Origin of the sequence: Gilliamella sp. BG3 (genome assembly GCF_046635605.1) — a bacterium.
GTDB lineage: Bacteria > Pseudomonadota > Gammaproteobacteria > Enterobacterales > Orbaceae > Gilliamella > Gilliamella bombi.
Genome location: NZ_JBIDFE010000018.1, coordinates 18,295 through 39,296 on the forward strand (window position 1 = coordinate 18,295; position 21,002 = coordinate 39,296).

General features: G+C 34.5%; 17 protein-coding genes. 3 read left to right on the forward strand and 14 right to left on the reverse strand.

Annotated features, from left to right (window positions below; all coding sequences use genetic code 11):
* Nucleotides 1-7: 7 nt before the first annotated feature.
* Both ACGH6S_RS09115 and ACGH6S_RS09120 read right to left on the reverse strand, forming a co-directional pair.
* Nucleotides 8-2,731 carry a hypothetical protein gene (locus tag ACGH6S_RS09115; protein WP_065590582.1) on the reverse strand — a complete coding sequence of 908 codons (2,724 nt, stop codon included), beginning with the start codon at nucleotides 2,729-2,731 and terminating at the stop codon, nucleotides 8-10.
* Nucleotides 2,728-3,426 (reverse strand): DUF1266 domain-containing protein, encoded by a 699-nt coding sequence (locus ACGH6S_RS09120; RefSeq protein WP_411578766.1) that lies wholly within the window; start codon nucleotides 3,424-3,426, stop codon nucleotides 2,728-2,730. Before ACGH6S_RS09120 ends, ACGH6S_RS09115 begins: the two co-directional genes overlap by 4 nt.
* 240 nt (nucleotides 3,427-3,666) lie before the next feature.
* Here ACGH6S_RS09120 and dolP point away from each other — a divergent pair, with 240 nt between their 5' ends.
* Nucleotides 3,667-4,245, forward strand: coding sequence for a division/outer membrane stress-associated lipid-binding lipoprotein (gene dolP / locus ACGH6S_RS09125; RefSeq protein ID WP_174799212.1), 579 nt, complete (start codon nucleotides 3,667-3,669; stop codon nucleotides 4,243-4,245).
* 42 nt (nucleotides 4,246-4,287) lie between these two features.
* On the opposite strand, the gene csdE is transcribed toward dolP, so the two are convergent.
* From csdE to ACGH6S_RS09150, 5 genes are all read right to left on the reverse strand, one after another.
* Nucleotides 4,288-4,683: a cysteine desulfurase sulfur acceptor subunit CsdE gene (gene csdE / locus ACGH6S_RS09130; RefSeq protein WP_174799211.1), complete on the reverse strand. Its 396-nt coding sequence runs from the start codon at nucleotides 4,681-4,683 to the stop codon at nucleotides 4,288-4,290.
* Between the two features lie 68 nt (nucleotides 4,684-4,751).
* Nucleotides 4,752-5,963, reverse strand: a complete 1,212-nt coding sequence (gene csdA / locus ACGH6S_RS09135) for a cysteine desulfurase CsdA (RefSeq protein ID WP_411578767.1) — start codon at nucleotides 5,961-5,963, stop codon at nucleotides 4,752-4,754.
* Nucleotides 5,932-6,810 carry a U32 family peptidase gene (locus ACGH6S_RS09140; RefSeq protein WP_411578768.1) on the reverse strand — a complete coding sequence of 293 codons (879 nt, stop codon included), beginning with the start codon at nucleotides 6,808-6,810 and terminating at the stop codon, nucleotides 5,932-5,934. Before ACGH6S_RS09140 ends, csdA begins: the two co-directional genes overlap by 32 nt.
* A gap of 85 nt (nucleotides 6,811-6,895) precedes the next feature.
* Nucleotides 6,896-7,891, reverse strand: coding sequence for a peptidase U32 family protein (locus ACGH6S_RS09145; RefSeq protein WP_065590577.1), 996 nt, complete (start codon nucleotides 7,889-7,891; stop codon nucleotides 6,896-6,898).
* Nucleotides 7,892-8,590: 699 nt separating this feature from the next.
* Nucleotides 8,591-9,676, reverse strand: coding sequence for a hypothetical protein (locus ACGH6S_RS09150; protein ID WP_411578769.1), 1,086 nt, complete (start codon nucleotides 9,674-9,676; stop codon nucleotides 8,591-8,593).
* 699 nt (nucleotides 9,677-10,375) lie between these two features.
* Between ACGH6S_RS09150 and ACGH6S_RS09155 the strand changes: the two genes are divergently transcribed.
* Entirely contained in the window at nucleotides 10,376-10,948 is a 573-nt protein-coding gene (locus ACGH6S_RS09155) for a hypothetical protein (RefSeq protein WP_296301194.1), read from the forward strand.
* Between the two features lie 202 nt (nucleotides 10,949-11,150).
* Here the strand turns inward: ACGH6S_RS09155 and dnaJ are convergent, their stop codons facing one another.
* Together dnaJ and dnaK are read right to left on the reverse strand one after the other, a co-directional pair.
* Complete coding sequence (gene dnaJ, locus ACGH6S_RS09160; RefSeq protein WP_411578770.1) at nucleotides 11,151-12,275, reverse strand: molecular chaperone DnaJ; 1,125 nt, start codon at nucleotides 12,273-12,275, stop codon at nucleotides 11,151-11,153.
* 125 nt (nucleotides 12,276-12,400) lie between these two features.
* A complete protein-coding gene (gene dnaK, locus ACGH6S_RS09165; protein WP_085165595.1) occupies nucleotides 12,401-14,317 on the reverse strand; it encodes a molecular chaperone DnaK in 1,917 nt (638 codons plus the stop codon).
* A gap of 229 nt (nucleotides 14,318-14,546) precedes the next feature.
* Between dnaK and satP the strand changes: the two genes are divergently transcribed.
* Nucleotides 14,547-15,125 (forward strand): acetate uptake transporter, encoded by a 579-nt coding sequence (gene satP, locus ACGH6S_RS09170; RefSeq protein WP_411578771.1) that lies wholly within the window; start codon nucleotides 14,547-14,549, stop codon nucleotides 15,123-15,125.
* 80 nt (nucleotides 15,126-15,205) lie between these two features.
* On the opposite strand, the gene asnB is transcribed toward satP, so the two are convergent.
* The 5 genes from asnB to gltX form a co-directional block, all read right to left on the reverse strand.
* Nucleotides 15,206-16,879, reverse strand: a complete 1,674-nt coding sequence (gene asnB, locus ACGH6S_RS09175; protein WP_034911264.1) for an asparagine synthase B — start codon at nucleotides 16,877-16,879, stop codon at nucleotides 15,206-15,208.
* Between the two features lie 177 nt (nucleotides 16,880-17,056).
* Nucleotides 17,057-17,401 (reverse strand): YdbL family protein, encoded by a 345-nt coding sequence (locus ACGH6S_RS09180; RefSeq protein WP_085165597.1) that lies wholly within the window; start codon nucleotides 17,399-17,401, stop codon nucleotides 17,057-17,059.
* A 105-nt stretch (nucleotides 17,402-17,506) separates the two neighbouring features.
* Complete coding sequence (locus ACGH6S_RS09185; RefSeq protein WP_034911268.1) at nucleotides 17,507-17,692, reverse strand: YnbE family lipoprotein; 186 nt, start codon at nucleotides 17,690-17,692, stop codon at nucleotides 17,507-17,509.
* Between the two features lie 11 nt (nucleotides 17,693-17,703).
* Nucleotides 17,704-19,317, reverse strand: a complete 1,614-nt coding sequence (locus ACGH6S_RS09190) for a YdbH domain-containing protein (RefSeq protein ID WP_411578772.1) — start codon at nucleotides 19,315-19,317, stop codon at nucleotides 17,704-17,706.
* Nucleotides 19,318-19,371: 54 nt separating this feature from the next.
* Nucleotides 19,372-20,802 carry a glutamate--tRNA ligase gene (gene gltX / locus ACGH6S_RS09195; RefSeq protein WP_411578773.1) on the reverse strand — a complete coding sequence of 477 codons (1,431 nt, stop codon included), beginning with the start codon at nucleotides 20,800-20,802 and terminating at the stop codon, nucleotides 19,372-19,374.
* Between the last annotated feature and the right edge of the window lie 200 nt (nucleotides 20,803-21,002).

Sequence of the window (21,002 nt, forward strand, 5' to 3'; positions counted from 1 at the left end):
TTGTCGTTTACTTTTCTTTTTCCTTGGTAATTTCTTCTACTGGTGGTCCAAAACGATTGGTTTGTTTAATTCCTGGAAGCCTAAATGGCCAAAAAGTCCAAGGAATAACCAATATTGATATTAAAGAGTAGTAAAAGTAGTAAAAGAATAAAGGTTGTCCTTTATAACTGTCATTTAGGCGTCTCTTTATAGCAAAAATCGTGTTAGCTGCAATAATAAAACAACCAATCTTAGAAAAGATTGGACTATTTAGCTCAAAATAATTGCTAAGTATGGACATTAATCCTAAAAGTACAAAATTACAAAGTAATTGTGTAATCAAACCTTTTAGATTTGTTCGTCCATTCCAACGCCAAAACTGCCACCATTTATTTTTAGGTAATGCCTGTGAATTCAGTTTTTTTTGATTTTCGGCATTTTTTGCTATAAGTGATGCTGCACAAAGCCGTAAGACTAAATCATTGTCGCTGGTATTTTTGAACTCGTCTAGCATTGTAAGGTCGTCTTCATCACATATACCGTAAGAGTTAGATAAACGTTTAGCAATGGTCACTATTTCATCAACTAGTTCGGTGTAATTGTATTTTATTTTATCATCAGATGATAATGACTCCCAATTTTTTTGTAGAACTGTTGATACTTTTATTAACTCTTTATTATCGCCAGTAATATCTTGTAACATTGTATTTAATTTTGTTTTTTGATCGGGCTTATTAAATACTATGGTGTATAAAATCATCAAGTAGAGAGGGTTTTGTTTCGCTAATTTAGTTTGCCATACTTGTTCAAGTTTTTGCTCAATTTCTTTAAAATCAATGCTATCAGGTGTATCATCAATATACGATTCAATTGAATTTGGATAATTTATTAAAATGCAATCAATTAACTTACTGTCATTGTTAATCAGATTATATAACTCTGTTTCATTTTGCCAGTTTCCTTGTTTAAAAATATTAATAAGAGGGGATAGCAAATTATCATCCGGTAGTTGAAATGTATTATTTTCAGTTTGAAGATATTTGGCCGTTGCAAAGGGTTGACTGGCAATTGATATAACTAATAAACAATTACGATACCATTGCCAATAGGCATTTTTATTACTTGAACAGATAGAAGCATCTGGAGGAGCTGGTAATTTGTAAGGTATTCGTATTGTAAGAAAAGCTACCCAATCATACATTTCCATATATGAATACTCTAAATTATTATAAAGGTGAAACATGGCAACATAAGGCAAATAATCAAGCCTATCTAGCCATAAACGACAATACAAACAATGATTATCTTCAGAATTAGGATCAAATTTAGCTGGAATAGGCGCATTTTCATCACTATCATATAGCCAAGCTTTAAACTCTTGTACGGGCGGTAGCTCTGATAACCATGTTAGGTTTTGTCGTGCTTGCCTTTGTAAATTTTGCAAAATAAATTGTTCAAATGGATCATCGCTGCGTTCATCAAGGATTTCTTGCAATAATCTTTCATTACCGTGGCGAAGCATGATGGCATGGCGATATAAGCGATACAATCGATTGGTACCGTCATCAAGTAACAGCATGGATAAAACTTGTCTATAATTCCAATTTACATTTAACGCCCAATCAATAAAATTGGCTATTTCAGGGGAATAATCACTAGCCTCAAGTTCCGCCAATCGTGAAACAGTTGTTGCTGTTAGCTGAGGTATTGCATTTAAATAATTTTCAGTGTTATCTATATCAATACAGTAAGAATTATTAAGGGCCATGATTAATAATGGGAAATAATCTTTATTATAATATTCACACCAACCAGCTATCCAGCTGGCTGCTTTATCTTGATAATGACCAGAACTATAAAGATCTAGCCAAGATTGTAAGGACTCTTGCTTATTATCAAGTAGCGTATATTGAATAGCGGCAATATATTTCCATTCGATAATGATATTTTCATCTTGATCATTTTGGGAAATACATTTTAAAGCGTAATCCAAAATAGCTTGATTTTTTATATTAGCTATACAATGCCAATAGGAAAATTTAAGCATCAAATTTTTATCATCAGGAAGATAAATGACCGTATCTTGTGATAAGAATGCATAAATATCCTCAGATCTACGCTCCCAAAATAACCACCTAGTATAGTACATATAATCGATAGTTACATTTTGCAGTGTTTTACTTGTTGTCGGTAAATAGGTGTAATTGAACAAATCACCACGATCAATATGATTTAAATAATTATCATACTTTTCAAAATCATCGGTAAATTGAATCATTAGCAGTTGCCGCCAACGTAAACTATCGGCTAATAGTTTGACACATGACTCTGATATATTTTTTGATTCATAACTTATTTCTAACAATCGCCATTTTACAGAATCAATAACTGCCATTGAGTAGTCATAAAATGAACCAATAAATTTTTGCCACTCGTTAACATTAAAACAGCGTCGAGGATCATCTAATAATGTTTGATAAGCCTCACAAATTTCATTGGCTTTAAGCTGTTTTTCTGTTAAAGATACTGATACTTCTTGTTGTTGTTCTGATTCAGACTTAGGTTCATCGGCCATTGTTTCGGGCGATTGTGCATATTTTATTGCTGACTCATAGGCTTCGCGTAATGCTTTAAAACCATCGGGATCAGTTTCAGGATGATATGAAGGTAATTGTGCTCGATATGCTTGACGAATAGCCGCTTGATCGGTTGTTTTTTCAATGCCTAACAGTTGCCAAATATTTTCATTCATGACCAATCATACTCCATTAGTGACTCAGGTTTTTCTAGTTCTTCAATATCTATATACCAAGATAAACGATTATGTGGGGCATCTTTATCTTCATGTAAATTTGCCATGGTATGAGCGCGTGATGCTCGAGTCAATTCGCAACGTAATGTTTCTAAGTCTTCTTTGCTATTGAGTGATATCCAATATTGATAGCCAACAAACCAGCCTGAAAAGTAATGGTGCCAGTTTCTATAATAATATTGACAACGGAGTCCTATTCGAGAAAAAACCCATAAGGCCTCTTGTTCGGTGATATATTCATTAGTGATACCATTTCGTAAGATATATCCCATTCGAGCATAATCCCAACTACGGATACCTGCAGTACCGCACACAGGAAAGGTTTGTTTGACAAAATCAAGCAAAACTTTTTGATAGTCATCTTGTTCTTGATAATGGTCACACCAATCAAATTCGGAAAGTCGAGAATACATCAAATAATATTTAGACAATGCTGAAGCGTGCCCATCATCAACCATGTCGAACACACAGTTAAGTAAAGTTTCACGGGAATCAATCCCCCAACTCTCTTTCATATCAACAAAATCTCGATCTGGATAAAAAAATGGCGAAGTATAACTTGCTCCATTTTCTATGTTTATTACAACCATTGGTGCAGATAAACCATATAGCCAATCGACACAATCTTGATTCATATTTGTATTCCAATCATCTAATTTATTTTATTTATTATCAAAAGATAGCAGATTTTACACTAAAATAACAATTGAAATTCAAACAGAAATCTATGGTGTGGTTAAGTTTAATAAAATATAAATACTGCTATAAGCTAGCATAAATCATAAAATTATTTGCAAATCAATATCTACAAGGCATAATACAAACAATTTATTGAAATTTGATTATTACAGAGTAATAAATCATAAGGAGTTATAGTGAAAAAAGTTAGCTTAATAGTAATGTTAATTTCTTGCGCATTAACATTACAAGGCTGCGTTGCTGCCTTTATAGGAATTGGTGCAGGGGCTACGGCAAAAGTTGCAACCGATCCTCGTACTGCGGGTACTCAAGTTGATGATACAACACTTAGTTCACGCATGAGCATGAAAATAAAAAATAATGGACCATTTTTTATTGGTTCTCGTATTGTTACTAGTGCTTATGGTGGTAATATTCTGTTAACTGGACAAGCAAATAATGAACAAGTTGAAAAAGCTGAAAGTCTTGCTTACCAAGTTGAAGGGGTAAAAAAAGTCTATAACCAAATTCGTATTGGAGAGCCTGTTGGTGCAGGGACTATTACCAATGATACATGGATAACGACTCAAGTTAAATCTCAGTTAGTTTTAGATGCCAAAACAAAAGCTCGCAAGATTAAAGTAGTAACTGAAAACGGCGAAGTTTTCTTAATTGGTATTGTTACATCAGAAGAAGGTAAAGCAGCAGCCGAAATTGCAAGTAAAGTCCGTGGTGTAAAAAAAGTTATCACACTATATACGTATACTGAAGATTAAATATTGACTATATAAAAGACAGGGGCGAATTAGCCCCCTTTTTTATACAACTGATTTAATACGCTCAATTAATTTAGTAAGCCCTTGCAAACGAGATTGGCTTAACTCATCAGAAATTTTCAATTGGCTTAATAAGGATTGAAAATCGAGCGTTGCAATTTCTTGCGCTGTTTTATTATTAGCAACAATAATTAAGATTGCCAATAATCCTTTCACTATTCGACCTTCACTATCACCACTAAAAACATAGGTATCATCTGTCTGTTTTTGATAAGTCAACCAAACTCGGTTTTCGCAGCCATTGACTTGATTTTGAGCTGTCTTTTGCTCTTCAGGAAAATCAGGCAATTGCTTTGCTAACATCACTAACTGTCGATAACGATCTTGCCAATTATGTTGCTTTGCGAATAATTCGGCTAAGCTTTGCTGTGATAGCATAATATTGACCTATTTACGATTAAATGTTTGTAAAAAAGTTTCAGGAAACTATACGTTTCAGTATAAAATCACACTAATATTTCAATTACATTTTGCAATACTGAAATAAATTTATCCACATCTTGCTGATTATTATATGGCATCAATGAAACACGAACCGCTCCGTGGCATCCTAATTTATTCATCAAAGGCTGGGCACAAAGCTCACCAGTACGGATGGCAATATTTTGTTCACTTAACAAAATAGCAATATCATTATGATGAATATTATTGATATTAAAAGTGATTATCGGGCTATCATCCACACTATAAAATTGAATATCGGCAAATTGGTTTAGTTGTGATTTTGCATAATAAGCTAGCTGTTTTGTGTAGTTTTCAGCTTGCTTATTATCCCAACTTTTTAACCACTCAAGTACGGAATTAAAACCAACAATACCTGCAATATTAGGCGTACCAGCTTCAAATTTATAAGGAAGATCTTCTTGAATAAAATCATCAAACGAAGCGCTTTTTAGCATTTTACCGCCACCATGCCAAACCGACATTAGCTCAAGTAATGCCTTTTTACCATATAAAACGCCAAGCCCCGTTGGACCATACAATTTATGGGTAGAAAAGGCATAAAAATCGATATCTAACTGGTTAACATTAATTGCATGATGAACAACACCTTGCGCACCATCCACCACTAAAACCGCATCATATTGATGAACAATGTTGCTTATTGTAGCTAAATCAGGGCAAAATCCAGTGACGTTTGACATTTGAGTCACTGCAACAATCTTGGTCTTAGCTGACATTAACGACAATAACTCATTAACATCCGACGACCACTTAACGACTTTAGCCCCCGTTTGCTTAGCCACAATCAACCAAGGTAACAAATTACTATGATGCTCTAATTCACTCACAATAATTTCATCGTTGGGTTGTAACAACGATCGAGCATAGCTTTGCGCAATTAAGTTAATTGACTCGGTTGCACCTCGTGTCCAGATAATTTCAGCACTACTATTAGCGTGAACCAAATCGGCAACATTTTGTCTTGCCTTATCAATTGTTGCAGTTACTTGCAAAGCATCTTGGTGTAAACTACGTTTTGCAGTAGCAGTATTCTGGGCATAATACGCAAGTGTCGCATCAATCATTGCTAGCGGTTTAAGTGCTGTTGCTGCCGAATCAAGATATACGCTTTCACTATTAAGTGCAGGAAAACTTGCCCGAAACTGTTCAGGCAGAAAATGCTTATTGGGTAAGTTCAAGTCCGGCAATCCCATTCCAGTAACCATTACAATCTCGGTTATGTTCAATTTGCAGTGGATTTAATCCATCTTCGTTAGCTTTAAACTGCTTAATAATATCAAGTGTTTCAATACCAAGTGGTGAAATTCTAACGATATCAACCAATCCTTTCATCTTTTTTAGATTATTTCCCAAATTGTAACAATAACCGCTTTGAGTCTGAATGCCGTTTAACACAAATACTTTCTGTTTTTCTTGTGAAAACACCTCACGTCCAACAGGATACTTAATACAACAAGTTTCGCATTTATCTTTAGGCTTATCTTCCGATCTTGCGGTAAAACAGCGAGCTGAATAAGCTAAAGGTAAATAACCATAACTAAACACTTCGACTTCAAAATTTCGTGCAATATTTAAACTCTCAAACTGTTTAAGCACATTACTCAACCAATCACGAGAAAGCTCAACCGGCATACACCAGCGAACCATACCTTGTTTTTGTAATAATTTTAGAGTTAAAGCGTTATAACAGTTAATAGCCGGACCTGCAACAAAGGGTAATTTATGCTCATGCGCAACATTAATGGCAGCTAAATCGTTTGCTTCGACTAAAAACTCCCCATTATTAACCAATTGCCGTAAGTCATTTAATTCTGATGGTGCTTCAAGTAAAGCTAATGTAGAAAGCACTACCTGTTTACCAGATTTAGCAATCTCTTTTGCTAATTCAATCCAGTTTGGTACTTTCATTTCACGGCGCTTGGTACAAACCGTTTCGCCCATATAAATAATATCCGCTTGACTCTCTTTAGCGGCGTAATAAAACGCTTCTGTTTCAGTTTTAGGCCAATAATAAAGCACTGGTCCTAATGCGTATTTCATGGTTTTGCTCACTATATTTATGTTAGATCTTTCTCAATGATTTACGTTGATGCTGTTAGCACATTACCTATTGCTAACTCACACCTTATTGCCATTTACGGTGATAAGCGCCTAATGTTGTTTGTGTGCCTTCTGACACCGAACCAAGCGTATCGATCCAGCGTTGTTCGGCTTGGAATGATTGCGGATTGGCTTTATAGCGATCGATGGCTTGTCGCCACACTTTAGTGACTTGCTCAACATAAGCAGGGCTACGCTGACGGCCTTCTATTTTGACTGATGCAATATTTGCGGCAAACAGTTCAGGCAATAGCTCAATGGTATTTAAACTTGTTGGCTCCTCGATAGGATGATAGAGCTCCTGACCAACAAAATAGCGTCCTTTACATAGCGTTGGATAGCCTGCATTTTCGCCTTTTTTATGGCAATCAATTAACACATTATTCAGCCTTGATTCCAGTCCTTTTTCGGTCTCTTCCCAACGAACAAATTTGGCAGGTGAACAAGCGCCAACGGTATTAGGGGATTCGCCAGTCAAATAAGATGACAAATAGCACCGACCTTCGGCCATAATACACAAGCTACCAAAAGCAAACACCTCGAGTGGAACGGGGGACACTTGTGATAACTGTTTAACTTGATGCATTGAAAGTACGCGTGGCAAAACAATGCGATGTACCTGAAAATTATTATAGTAAAACTTAATCGACTCCTCATTGGTCGACGACGCTTGTACAGAAACATGACGCTCAAGATTAGGGTATTTTTCAGCCGCATAATCAAGCATAGCAAGATCGGCAATAATTAAAGCATCAGCACCAATATTAGCCGCAGTATCAACCGCATATTGCCAACGCTGAAAATTTTCTGGATGGGCAAAAGTATTAATAGCAATATGCAATTTTTTGCCGTGTTTGTGTACATAATCTGAAGCTTCAATCAATCGCTTTTCATTAAAATTTAAACCAGCAAAATGACGGGCATTGGTATCGTCTTTCAAACCAATATAAACAGCATCAGCGCCATTATCAATAGCCACTTTTAATGATGGTAAAGATCCCGCTGGACAAAGAAGTTCCATAATTATTCCTAACTCAATTTTTATAGTTTATACCCTCTGTATTATGCAATAATTCAGAGGGTAATGCGAATAGAAAGCGGTGGTTATGCTTAAAAAATGGATAGTATACTATAACCATTGCCGAAAATATGATATGGGTAATTTAACTTTTATAAATAGCGGAAAAAATACGGTGGAGTAGAAAGTTCAGATATCAAACGCTTAAAAGAACTTGAGACCGAAAATAACAAACTTAAACAGATAATTGCCGAATTGAATTTAAAATCACAGCTTCAGGAAGAAATCATAAAAGAATGTATGCCCATCAAGGAACAAAAACATGGGCAAAAGAACTACAAGCCACTAAATCAATCCAATTGTCATGAGCTCTTAATATTATCAACCTAAGTTATTGGATGATTAATTTAGTATTAAACGATATAGCTGAAAAACATTTGCGCTGTGGTTTCCTAATGAAAGTAAGTTTTCCCGACCGATCGGTTAAAAAGTTATCTATTTCAGCAATACAGCAAGCTTCTAAAAAATGTGCTATGTCCTCTAAAACAGGGAAAATGCATTGAGTCCATTTATTACAGAATTTGGTAACCATATAAACCGTCACCTTTAACAGGTAAATACACAAAATTTAGAATAGTATCTCAACATCCCCTGCTACAATAGTTATTGTGCAAAAAAGTATCCATTAATCATAGATACTTTTTATGCTTGATAACACTCAACCCAGCGTAAGTACTGTAACCAAAAAGGATCGAACTCACATTCAATTTTAACTGATAATGTATTATATCGGTTTGTTATTTGTTTAACTAATTGGAGTACTGACTGTTTATTTCCTACATACCATAGCATATTTCTTACACCTTCACTAAAACTGTTTTGGCAATGAATTCCCCTCTCATCAGCACGTAAAGCAAGATTAATAGCATCTTCTAATTCATAAACAAGTGAAAGTGTCTCTTTACTATCAACATCAACTATAACATTAAGTGCATAACAATAATTTTCATGTCCTAACAAAGAATTAGCCGCTTCATTACGATGCACTAACATTTTAAGATCTGTTAATTCAAATACAATCCATTGATCTTCTTGAATATTAAATATACCGGTATGTTTTAAATCTTCTTTCCATAACCGATCAAAAATAGTTACAAATTGGTTAGCAGGAATTGTGGTAGCACTCTGATCTATCTTTAAAAACTCAACAGCTTCTACTCTAACAGCAAAATCATATTCACCTAATAGATGATCGAGATAGATTAATGCCATCGTTTCTGCCTGTTTTATCATCTCTTCAGGGACTGTCTTAGCAAACATAATACCGATAGATATTTTACGACGACTTTCTTTGTATTGAATTAATAAATCAGTTGCACCTAATGAAAAAGAACTCTCTTTAGATGTTATAACAAATGTATCTACATTATTAATGCGCTGACGAAATGCTTCTACTTCGAAAAACTGAAGATCAGGTGCCTGTCGGAAAATTTCTATTACATATTCGAAGCGTTCAATTTTTCCATCCGCAGTAAAAATAATTTTATGTTTCTTAGTATCCCCTACAGTAATTTCAGCAATGACATCTAACTGATTTTCATCTAATAGATTATTAATATTTTTCATTATATCTAAAATATCAAGTTCATTAAGAGATTGTTCAGAATTTTTTACTTGTTGCCAAAAATCTCGAATCATCGCACTTAAATAATCTTGTGTGCTTTGTTGCTCTTTTGGTGTGTTTTTAATATCAGGTGGTGATTTTTTCCAAAACTTTTTGAAAAACATATACATTACCCTCTTAACTCAATAAAAATCATACAAAAATAGCATTAATAATACACTATATTCATTTAAATTTTATAACTATTAATCATCTAATAAGATAATTAATTAAAATATTAATGATATAATATTCAGCAATATGATTATCAATATTAGACTAAAGTGTTAAATCAATAGCATTATCTTGTTGTAATTTAGTGCTAACTTCAAATTATTTTGAAAATGTTCTAAAAAGATTCAAGATATAGATTTGCCAGTGTTTAGAATTATAGTGCATCACATCCTATCTACTACTTATTCAAGTATTTTATTTAGTTTCTTATTTTTAGTTACTTAATAAGCTGATTTTTTAAATCAGTGAGAGCATTGCTGTTTGTTAAAGCTCTAACTATTTTTTTGAAGAAATTTTTTGGCGAGGATGAGTTATAGCAATTAAGCTTCTGGAGAATATTTTAACATATTGAAAGATTTTTATATTTGTCAGCTTATCCTCGCTTCGTTATCGGCGCATTCTAATGCCAATATTATGATAAAATAATCTTCCTTAAGTATTTCTTTTGTATAAATAATCAGTTTGATTGAGGAATTTATTTTGCTTACTTTTTGCACCATACTTATTTTTTCACTTGCTAGCTTCTAATTTATTATTTTATTAAAATAAAATGATAACTTCATAATTCATTATACTATTCAAACTAAACAATGTTAAAAAAATACTTTTTATTATTCACTTTGTTATTTTGTATCCCAACCTGTTGGGCTGATGGTTTAACAAAAGAGCAGGCGGAAAATCTTGAACTTGCAGGGGTTAAGCTTGGAATAACCGAACTGGAACTGGTTGAATTACTCAAAAACAAATATCACCTTTCTGAAAATGACATAAAAATTAGTGAAATGAAAATGCGATTACCGCCATCAAAAATAGGAAAAAAATCGATAGTCGAAGGCACAATCAAAAGCTATGAAATAACTTTAAATGCCAACAATCAAGACGAAAAATTAACAATTAGACTTGAAGATGACTTAGAGCGTAACCCTACCAAATTAGTTGTGTTCAATGTTTATAAAAAAATGACATACACAGCAGAAATAGAGCAGAAAGTTTATAAAGAATTAACCCAAAAATATGGTAAAGAAGAATATAAAAACATAGTAGGGGATAAAATATGGAGCTATAAACCATACGCTTTACATCTATCCCGAGAAACTGACGGTAAGTTTTATGTCGCAATTTTAACCGAAAAATATCGCAAGCAAAAAACAGGATCGCAGTAAAAACGAAATAGTTGCATAAACGGTTAATTTGGCTAAAAAACACCAAAAACTTTAATAAAGTTAATACCTGCATTAACTAATTTTTGCCTAAAAGTTTTTTGTTTTTGTGAATAAATAGGGATGGGTGTAGAGGTGTTAATGTTGGCTAAAACACGATTGAACAAGTGATTTTACTGTTCAATCGTGCTTTTACTATATCAAATTAACCAAAAAACTTTTTCACTTTGTCAAAGAAGCTTTTTTCTTTGGGACTGTGTTTAGAGTTTTTATCAGCTTTAAAGCTTTCACCTAACTCTTTTAGTAACTCTTTTTGTTTACTGGTTAAATTAACTGGTGTTTCAACTACAACATGACAGTAAAGATCACCGACAGCATTACCACGCAACGATTTTATGCCTTTACCTCGTAGTCGGAACATTTTTCCTGTTTGTGTTTCAGCAGGAATTGTTAAGCTGACCTTGCCATTAAGTGTTGGCACTTCAACTTCGCCACCAAGTGATGCTAATACAATATTAATTGGAATTTCACAATGTAAGTTTGTACCGTCTCGTTCAAAAATAGCATGTGATTTAACTTGCACTTGTACGTATAAATCACCAGATGGCGCACCATTTAATCCAGCTTCACCTTCACCAGAAAGTCGGATACGATTTCCTGTATCAACACCAGCAGGAATAGTAACAGATAATGTTTTTGTTTTTTGTACTCGGCCTTCACCGTGACATTTTTTACATGGATTTTTAACTACTTTACCGCGACCATGACAAGTTGGACACTCTTGCTGCACAGTCCAAAGGACTTGGCGTATTTGTACAACACCAGCACCATGACATGTGTTACACGTTACCACATCAGAAGACTTTTCGGCCCCTTGTCCATGGCAAGTATCACAGCTTACTAACGTTGGAACTTTAATTTCTTTACTCACACCTGCGGCAGCTTCTTCTAATGTTAGTGTGATATTGTATTGTAAGTCATTGCCGCGAGATGCGTTTTGTCCACGACCACCAGTACCAAAGACATCATTGAATATATCTTCAAAAGCACCGCCGCCAAATCCGCCAAATCCACCAAATCCTCCTGCACCGCCTTGACCTTGTTCAAAAGCAGCATGACCATATTGATCATAAGCGGCTTTTTTTTGCGGATCGGTTAGGACTTCGTAAGCTTCTTTTACTTCTTTGAATTTTTCTTCAGCTTCAGCTTTATTATCCTGATTTTTATCAGGATGATATTTCATGGCTAGGCGTTTATAGGCTTTTTTTATCTCACTTTCACTGGCACTTTTACTGACGCCCAATGTTTCATAATAATCTTTCTTCGCCATAATTAACCTTTATTTTTATGATTTTATAAACAACTAAACGGGCTTGAGTTACCTCGCGCCCGTTTAATGTATTACATGTTTAAAACTTGTTGGAATAACTCATTAAAAAACATAGTAACTAATGATTATTTTTTATTATCATCAACTTCTTTGAAGTCTGCATCAACAACATCATCTTGCGCATTAGAGCTTCCACTATTTGTTTCTGCACCTTGAGCTGCTTGAGCTTGTTGTTGTGCTAATTCAAGCAATTTTTTAGAAGCTTCCATTAATGCATTAATTTTTGCTTCAATTTCTGCTTTATCTTCGCCACGAGCAGCAGTTTCTAAAGCACTTACGGCATCTTCAATTGCTTTTTTATCATCAGCTGATAACTGATCACCTGCTTCAGTCACTTGTTTACGTGTTGAATGAACTAGATGATCTGCTTGGTTACGAGTTTGAGCTAGTTCTTCAAATTTACGATCTGCATCGGCATTTGCTTCTGCATCATTAACCATTTTTTGAATCTCTTCTTCACTTAATCCTGATGAGGCTTTAATCGTAATTTTTTGTTCACGTCCAGTATTTTTGTCTTTCGCAGATACATGCAAAATACCATCAGCATCAATATCAAAAGTAACTTCAATTTGTGGCATACCACGAGGTGCAGGTTGAATACCGTCTAGGTTAAATTGACCTAATGATTTGTTATCACCCGCACGTTTACGTTCGCCTTGTAATACATGAATGGTTACTGCTGATTGATTATCTTCAGCTGTTGAGAACACTTGACTATGTTTTGTTGGAATAGTTGTGTTCTTTTCAATTAAAGTTGTCATTACACCACCCATAGTCTCAATACCTAAAGACAATGGAGTTACATCAAGTAATAATACATCTTTAACATCACCACCAAGTACACCACCTTGAACAGCCGCACCAACTGCAACCGCTTCGTCAGGGTTTACATCTTTACGTGGCTCTTTACCAAAAAAGTCAGCAACCGCTTTTTGAACCATTGGCATACGAGTTTGCCCACCAACAAGAATAACGTCTTTAATGTCAGAAACAGAAAGACCTGCATCTTGTAATGCTGTTTTTACAGGATCCATTGAACGTTTAACTAAATCTTCTACTAATGATTCTAATTTAGCGCGAGTCACTTTAATATTTAAATGTTTTGGACCACTTGCATCAGCAGTGATATAAGGTAAATTAATATCAGTTTGTTGCGCTGATGATAATTCAATTTTCGCTTTTTCTGCCGCTTCTTTTAGTCGTTGCATTGCTAGCGGATCATTTTTTAGATCGAAGTTTTGTTCACGTTTAAATTCGTCAACTAAATAATTGATTAAGCGTGAGTCAAAATCTTCACCACCTAAGTGAGTATCACCATTTGTTGCTAATACTTCAAAGGTTTTTTCGCCATCAACATCGTCAATTTCGATAATAGATATATCAAATGTACCACCACCAAGGTCATAAACCGCAATAGTTCGGTTACCTACATCTTTATCTAAACCATAAGCAAGCGCTGCGGCTGTTGGTTCGTTGATGATACGTTTTACATCAAGTCCTGCAATACGACCAGCATCTTTAGTTGCTTGACGTTGTGCATCGTTAAAATAAGCAGGAACAGTAATAACCGCTTCAGTTACTGCTTCACCAAGATAATCTTCTGCTGTTTTTTTCATTTTTTTCAATACTTCAGCAGAAATTTGTGGCGGTGCAATTTTTTGACCTTTAACATCAACCCATGCGTCGCCATTGTCAGCTTTTACGATCTTATATGGCATGATGCTAACGTCACGTTGTACTTCGGCATCTTCAAAACGACGACCAATTAAACGTTTAATTGCAAATAGTGTATTTTGTGGATTGGTTACTGCTTGACGTTTTGCTGGTTGACCAACTAAGATTTCTCCATCTTGTGTATAAGCAATAATAGAAGGGGTTGTACGATCGCCTTCAGCGTTTTCTAATACTTTTGCTTGACCATTGTCCATTACAGCAACACATGAATTTGTTGTACCTAAATCAATACCAATAATTTTACCCATAATCTTTTCTCCTCAAAACCTGTATTTTATTTCTTGTATATAAGTCTTAAATTTTAATTTTCAAGCCCTTACTTCACAAAGAAATGTTTTTTGTTTTCACATAAATGGGAACGTTATTATTAATATCAAGGGGGTACAAAAAAATTATTTTTCTAAAACCTTGATTATGGAGTTTTCTACACTTATTATTGCCGCTCTTTAATCATCTTACTTAATTTATAGGATCCTTATGGAACAAACAAAACTTGCAAATCCAGGCCCTCTTGGCTTAATGGGATTTGGTATGACAACAATTTTATTGAATATTCATAATGCTGGATTTTTTCCTGCTATGACAGTAATTGTCTCAATGGGTATTTTTTATGGCGGCCTTGCGCAAGTCATTGCTGGTATTTTAGAATTTCGAAAAGGTAATACGTTTGGTACAACGGCATTTACTTCTTATGGTTTCTTTTGGATTGCGTTAGTGGGTATTTGGTATTTACCAACTTCACCAGCGACAGCGCCATCTGATGCCACTTTTGTTGGTATTTTCCTTGCGTTATGGGGAATTTTTACTGGCTTTATGTTTATTGGTACATTAAAAGGCAACCGCGCATTACAATTTGTTTTTGCTAGTTTAACCGTTTTATTTGCTTTATTAGCTATTGGTAATATTTCAGGTAACCATGGCATTATTCATATTGCAGGTTTTGAAGGCATTATTTGTGGAGCAAGTGCTGTTTATTTAGCAATGGCAGAAGTGATTAATGAGCAATTTGGTCGTACGATTTTACCGATTGGTGCACCTAAAGGCGATGCGCATTAATAATTTAATTTAGTCTATCGTTAATAAAAAACGGGGAATATTCCCCGTTTTTTATATCAAATAATTATCGCTAAAATCAATTATTTTTTATAAGCGTCGTTATGAACACCAACCGCCGCACGTCCAGATGGATCGTTTAAATTCTTAAATGATTCATCCCATTCAATTGCTTTAGCAGTTGAACATGCAACAGTTGGACCACCTGGTACACAATGAGCTGCACTTTCAACTGGAAATAGTTCATTGAAAATTTCACGATACATATAAGCTTCTTTCGAAGTTGGCGTATTATATGGGAAGCGGAATTTTGCATTTTCTAATTGCTGATCAGTAATTTTACTTTCTGCAATTTCTTTTAATGTATCAATCCAACTATAACCAACACCATCAGAGAATTGTTCTTTTTGACGCCAAACAACCGATGCAGGTAAGTAAGATTCAAATGCTTCGCGGACAATATGTTTTTCCATTTTGCCATTGCTACCACACATTTTATCTTTTGGATTAATGCGCATTGCGACATCTAAGAATTTTTTATCAAGGAATGGTACTCGAGCTTCAACGCCCCAAGCCGCCATTGCTTTATTCGCACGTGCACAATCATACATATGCAGTGCTGCTAATTTACGTACGGTTTCTTCATGGAACTCTTTAGCATTTGGCGCTTTGTGGAAATAGAGGTAACCGCCGAACACTTCATCAGCACCTTCACCAGAAAGTACCATTTTTATTCCCATTGCTTTGATTTTACGTGCCATTAAATACATTGGTGTTGAAGCACGGATTGTGGTGACATCATAAGTTTCAATGAAATAAATTACGTCACGAATCGCGTCAATACCTTCTTGAATGGTAAAGTTAATTTCGTGGTGAACTGTACCTAGATGATCAGCAACCGCTTGTGCAGCTTTTAGATCTGGAGCACCTTTTAAACCTACAGCAAATGAGTGTAACTGTGGCCACCATGCTTCTGATTTTTCGTGATCTTCAACACGACGTGCTGAGAATTTTTTAGTGATCGCTGAAATGACGGAAGAATCAAGTCCACCTGACAATAAAACACCATATGGCACGTCAGACATTAAATGACTTTTTACAGACTCTTCTAATGCAACACGCAGTGCATTAATATCCGTCTTATTGTCTTTCACATTTTCGTAATCCATCCAGTCACGTTTGTAATACGTTTTGATTTCACCTTCGGTACTAGATAGATAGCATCCTGGAGGGAAAGCTTCAATTGTTTTACAAACAGGCACTAATGCTTTCATTTCAGAGGCAACATAAAATGTGCCATTTTCATCATGACCTGTATACATTGGAATAATACCAATATGGTCACGGCCAATAAAATAGCTGCCTTTATTGATATCATAAAGGATAAAAGCAAACATACCTTGTAATTCATCAAGGCAATCAATACCTTTTTCTTGATATAAAGCAAGAATCACTTCACAGTCAGAACCTGTTTGAAACTCATAACGATCTTTGTACTGATTTCGGAGTTCTTGATGATTATAAATTTCGCCATTTACCGCTAAAACTAGGGTTTTATCTTTATTATAAAGAGGCTGAGATCCTGTATTAACATCTACAATTGATAAACGTTCATGAGCAAGAATTGCTTTATCAGACGCAAAGATACCAGACCAATCAGGACCACGATGACGCTGTAGACATGATAGCTCTAATGCTTTTGTTCGTAGTTGTTCTGGATCTGATTTAATATCAAGAATACCTAAAATCGAACACATTGATTTTCTCCATTTCAAATCGCATAAGCGATACTGTTACAAGTAAAAACTAACTAGATAAATTTTTTTATTTTGTTAAACATAAAACAAATATTTAAACAAACAGAATACACATTATTTATACACAATTAAAGCATAATGTGATTATACTTTTCTTACTACTGAAAAAAGTAGCAATTATTTTTTTAACCATTGGCCTTGTCGCTTTATATATTGACCTGCTGGGGTCTTTTCTTGCGCTTTACTACCGGCCTTTTTTTCTACTTCATTTAAAGGGACATTACTTTCAGCTGATACTTTTTGGTATTGTTCTTTACGAGCCTGATTAATTAATTGCGCAATTTCAGAAGCGTTACCTTCGTTTTTCACTACACCTAAATAACCATCAGCCTGTTCACCAACTATCCCTTGAGCTTTGGCTTGGCTTAATGAATCTATTGCTTGATCTAAATTTAATGCAAACGCAGAAAAAGATAACACAACTGAAAATAATGCCAAGGTTGCTTTCTTACAGATATTCATAACAAACTCCTTAATAAATACATCGTATTTTATTTATTTAAATGTGAGTATAGATTTTTATTAAAACTTATAATCAAAAAGACAGATAAAAATAAAACTTATTAATTAATATAATCCAGATTTATTGATTATATTATCTAAAGCTTTATCAACCTTAATATTAATTTCATGGTCTATCTTAACATTTAAATTGATATTAATTGGTTCACTCGGTGCTTGAACTTTAACTGTTGGTGAACATCCCGTTAATACACCTGCTAATATTATAATTGCAATAACATTTCGTACCATAAAATAACCCCTTATTTTGAAGATTTATTTTTTAAATAAGCTTCAATACGTTTACGGATTGGCTCACTAATTTGATCGGATAACTGTAAACTCATGAGCAATTTAGTCATATTTTCTTCAAGGTTGATATTTAAATTAACCGCTTTGCCATTTTCGACATCCAAATTACTGCCTTGAATATTCAATTTTAATTTGGCAATGTCATTAGCGTAATCAACTGCGCCTTGTAACTTAGTATAATGAAAATTTTTAATAATATCAGTGAGTATTTTCATATTGGGGTTATTTTGCCCATAGCTTTTGAGAGCAGAATTTTCAAATTGTAAATAACCCTCGTTGATCGTAACTAACTTGCCATTGTTAATGACAAATTTTAAAGCTGTTTCACCCTTTTTCTTTATCTCTGATAACGTAATAGGTAAAACTCCATCAATTGCACCATCACCAGCAAGCCCTTCAGAAGGATATTGCTTAAAAATATCTTTTAGTTGTATCTGTTTTAACCTTAAATTAAATTGTTGGGGTAATTTAGCTAAATTCAATTTATTTTCTTCAATAAAAACCAAACCAGAGAATATATTAGCTTGAGCTTTTTTCCATGTAACCGTTCCTTTGTTTGGTGCTTTAAACGAGGCTAAATAGCTTCCAACTAATTTAATCTTTTCAAAAGCGATCCCCATATTTACTTCTTGAATATTTAATACCGGTGTTGAAATAGTAAATTGGTTATCTTTAATAATAATATTGATATCGCCTGTAACCGATTTGATTTCACTAGTTTTATAAATACCATTGAGTTTATTAATGGTTAATGTTGCTATAGCAGATAGTTGGTTACTATCAAATGGAATGTTTGATTTAAGTTGAATATTGAAATCCCCATTGGAAGAACCAAGGATTAAATCATCAGAAAGATTTGCTTTTTCTAAACTAATTGATGCTTTATCCGAAGTTATTAATTCCAATTGATGACTAGATAGCCATCCAGTAAACGGTAAGACTAAATTACTATTTTGTAAACCAAATTGATTTAGGGATGTTTTAAAAAGGCCGTTTTGTATGTCAATCCGCAAAGCCTGTTGATTAAACAACAAAATGGCAGACAATTGTGTTATTTCTTGGGTATTGGTTGATAAATTAAGTTGTATTGCTTCTTGCTGTTTACTTATATCAACTTTTAAATCTAATCTCGCTTTATTTTGTTCATAAAGTCGCAGTGTATCTATATGAATCGTTTTAGGTAACCAATAAATAATAGTTGAAATCAAAGAGAGATCGGGATCAGATTGATTAAGCGTTTCAGTCGTTGTATCAACCGTATTTTCAATAGTTTCTAAAGCTATTTCAGATTCATTGGGTTGCCAATAAATATCTAAATTATTTGCAGTTAACTGCGATAATGAAATTGATAAATTTTTAGCAGTTATAGAAACTTGGGATGGTTTACTGACAGTAAGTTCGTCAAAAGTAAGACCTTTAAAGCCAACGCTAGCACCATGCCAATCAACAATAATCCCATTTTTCTGCTTGAAAGTCTGCCAATAATGCCACCCAAACAAGCAAAACAGTATGAGGAAAAATAAGATACTGAGTAAGATCCAATAGCGTTTTTTTAAGCGAACCATAGAAGTTCTCACTTTGACAAAAAAGGTTGCAGGGATTTCCCTGCAATAAATATATTAATTTTGAGATTGCTCACGTTGATTAATATATGCCAAAGCCTTATCAATTCTAGCAAGCGCTCGTTTTTTGCCTACCGCAAAAACAGTTGTATCAACCGATGGCGATTGCCCGATACCTGTTACAGCAACGCGTAATGGCATGCCAACTTTACCCATACCAACATTAAGCTCGGTTGCAGTTGCTTCAATCGCATGATGAATTTTATCAATTTGCCAATCAAAGTCAGCAATAGCTTCAATTTTTGCTTTAATTGTTTCTAATGGCTCTTTGGCGACTGGGCGCAAATGTTTTTTAGCCGCATCGGCATCATAATCTTCAAAATCTCGATAGCAATAAGCACATGATTCAGCCATCTCTTTAAGCGTTTTACAACGTTCACCAAATAACTTAATAATAGTGATAAGATCAGGACCTTGTGATAAATCATATCCTTGTTGGTTCATATGCCAAATTAAATGTTGAGCAACATAATCCGCATCAAGATGGTTGATATAATAGTGATTTAACCAAAGTAATTTTTCAGTATTAAAGGCACTGGCTGATTTACTAACCGCATCTAATGAAAAATAACTAATCATTTCCGGAACAGAAAATATCTCTTGATCACCGTGTGACCAACCAAGACGCACTAAATAGTTAAGTAATGCTTCGGGCAAATAACCATCATCACGATATTGCATGACACTAACCGCTCCGTGACGTTTAGATAATTTTTGTCCATCATCCCCTAAAATCATTGATACATGACCATATTTAGGAATTGGCGCTCCTAATGCTTCTAGAATATTGATCTGGCGTGGTGTGTTGTTGATGTGATCTTCACCACGAATAACATGGGTAATTTCCATATCCCAATCATCAACAACGACACAGAAATTATAAGTTGGTGAACCATCAGTGCGGCGAATAATAAGATCATCAAGCTCTTTATTAGCAATCTCAATTGGACCACGGATTAAATCATTAAAAATAACGGTGCCATCAGTAGGGTTAGCAAAACGAACAACATGTGGCTCATCATGAGTATGCTCTTGTTGTACTGAAGCACAACGGCAATGCCCATCGTAACGCGCTTTTTCACCTTTTGCCATTTGCTCTTCACGCAATTTTTCAAGGCGCTCTTTAGAACAGTAGCAACGATAAGCTGTGCCTTTGGCTAACATTTCATCGATGACTTGATTATAACGATCAAAGCGTTTAGTTTGATAATAAGGACCTTCGTCCCATGATAATTTTAACCAATTCATACCTTCCATTATTGCTTTAATCGCTTCAGGCGTTGAGCGCTCAAGATCGGTATCTTCAATGCGTAATACAAATGCACCTTTTGCATGGCGAGTATAAAGCCAAGAATAAAGTGCTGTACGTGCACCACCTACATGTAAATAGCCTGTTGGGCTAGGTGCAAAACGGGTTTTGATTTTCATGAAATAATCCTAATAATAACGAAAATAGAGCTTTAACAACAAAACGAATACCAGCACCATTTCCTTTAATTCTGCTATATATCAACAAGCAGAATAATATGTTTGTATCGATTCAATTTAGTTGCTTATTCTAACACGACGAAAGGTTTCGGCAATAGTTCCATTATAGTTAACAGGTTAATTTAACTTGTTAAAAAGTT

Excerpts from the sequence above, each read along its gene's own strand:
- ACGH6S_RS09115 (WP_065590582.1), bottom strand. The coding sequence starts at position 2,731 with ATGAATGAAAATATTTGGCAACTGTTAGGCATTGAAAAAACAACCGAT.
- ACGH6S_RS09120 (WP_411578766.1), bottom strand. The coding sequence starts at position 3,426 with ATGAATCAAGATTGTGTCGATTGGCTATATGGTTTATCTGCACCAATG.
- csdE (WP_174799211.1), bottom strand. The coding sequence starts at position 4,683 with ATGCTATCACAGCAAAGCTTAGCCGAATTATTCGCAAAGCAACATAAT.
- csdA (WP_411578767.1), bottom strand. The coding sequence starts at position 5,963 with ATGGGATTGCCGGACTTGAACTTACCCAATAAGCATTTTCTGCCTGAA.
- ACGH6S_RS09140 (WP_411578768.1), bottom strand. The coding sequence starts at position 6,810 with ATGAAATACGCATTAGGACCAGTGCTTTATTATTGGCCTAAAACTGAA.
- ACGH6S_RS09145 (WP_065590577.1), bottom strand. The coding sequence starts at position 7,891 with ATGGAACTTCTTTGTCCAGCGGGATCTTTACCATCATTAAAAGTGGCT.
- ACGH6S_RS09150 (WP_411578769.1), bottom strand. The coding sequence starts at position 9,676 with ATGTTTTTCAAAAAGTTTTGGAAAAAATCACCACCTGATATTAAAAAC.
- ACGH6S_RS09155 (WP_296301194.1), top strand. The coding sequence starts at position 10,376 with ATGTTAAAAAAATACTTTTTATTATTCACTTTGTTATTTTGTATCCCA.
- dnaJ (WP_411578770.1), bottom strand. The coding sequence starts at position 12,275 with ATGGCGAAGAAAGATTATTATGAAACATTGGGCGTCAGTAAAAGTGCC.
- dnaK (WP_085165595.1), bottom strand. The coding sequence starts at position 14,317 with ATGGGTAAAATTATTGGTATTGATTTAGGTACAACAAATTCATGTGTT.
- satP (WP_411578771.1), top strand. The coding sequence starts at position 14,547 with ATGGAACAAACAAAACTTGCAAATCCAGGCCCTCTTGGCTTAATGGGA.
- asnB (WP_034911264.1), bottom strand. The coding sequence starts at position 16,879 with ATGTGTTCGATTTTAGGTATTCTTGATATTAAATCAGATCCAGAACAA.
- ACGH6S_RS09180 (WP_085165597.1), bottom strand. The coding sequence starts at position 17,401 with ATGAATATCTGTAAGAAAGCAACCTTGGCATTATTTTCAGTTGTGTTA.
- ACGH6S_RS09185 (WP_034911268.1), bottom strand. The coding sequence starts at position 17,692 with ATGGTACGAAATGTTATTGCAATTATAATATTAGCAGGTGTATTAACG.
- ACGH6S_RS09190 (WP_411578772.1), bottom strand. The coding sequence starts at position 19,317 with ATGGTTCGCTTAAAAAAACGCTATTGGATCTTACTCAGTATCTTATTT.
- gltX (WP_411578773.1), bottom strand. The coding sequence starts at position 20,802 with ATGAAAATCAAAACCCGTTTTGCACCTAGCCCAACAGGCTATTTACAT.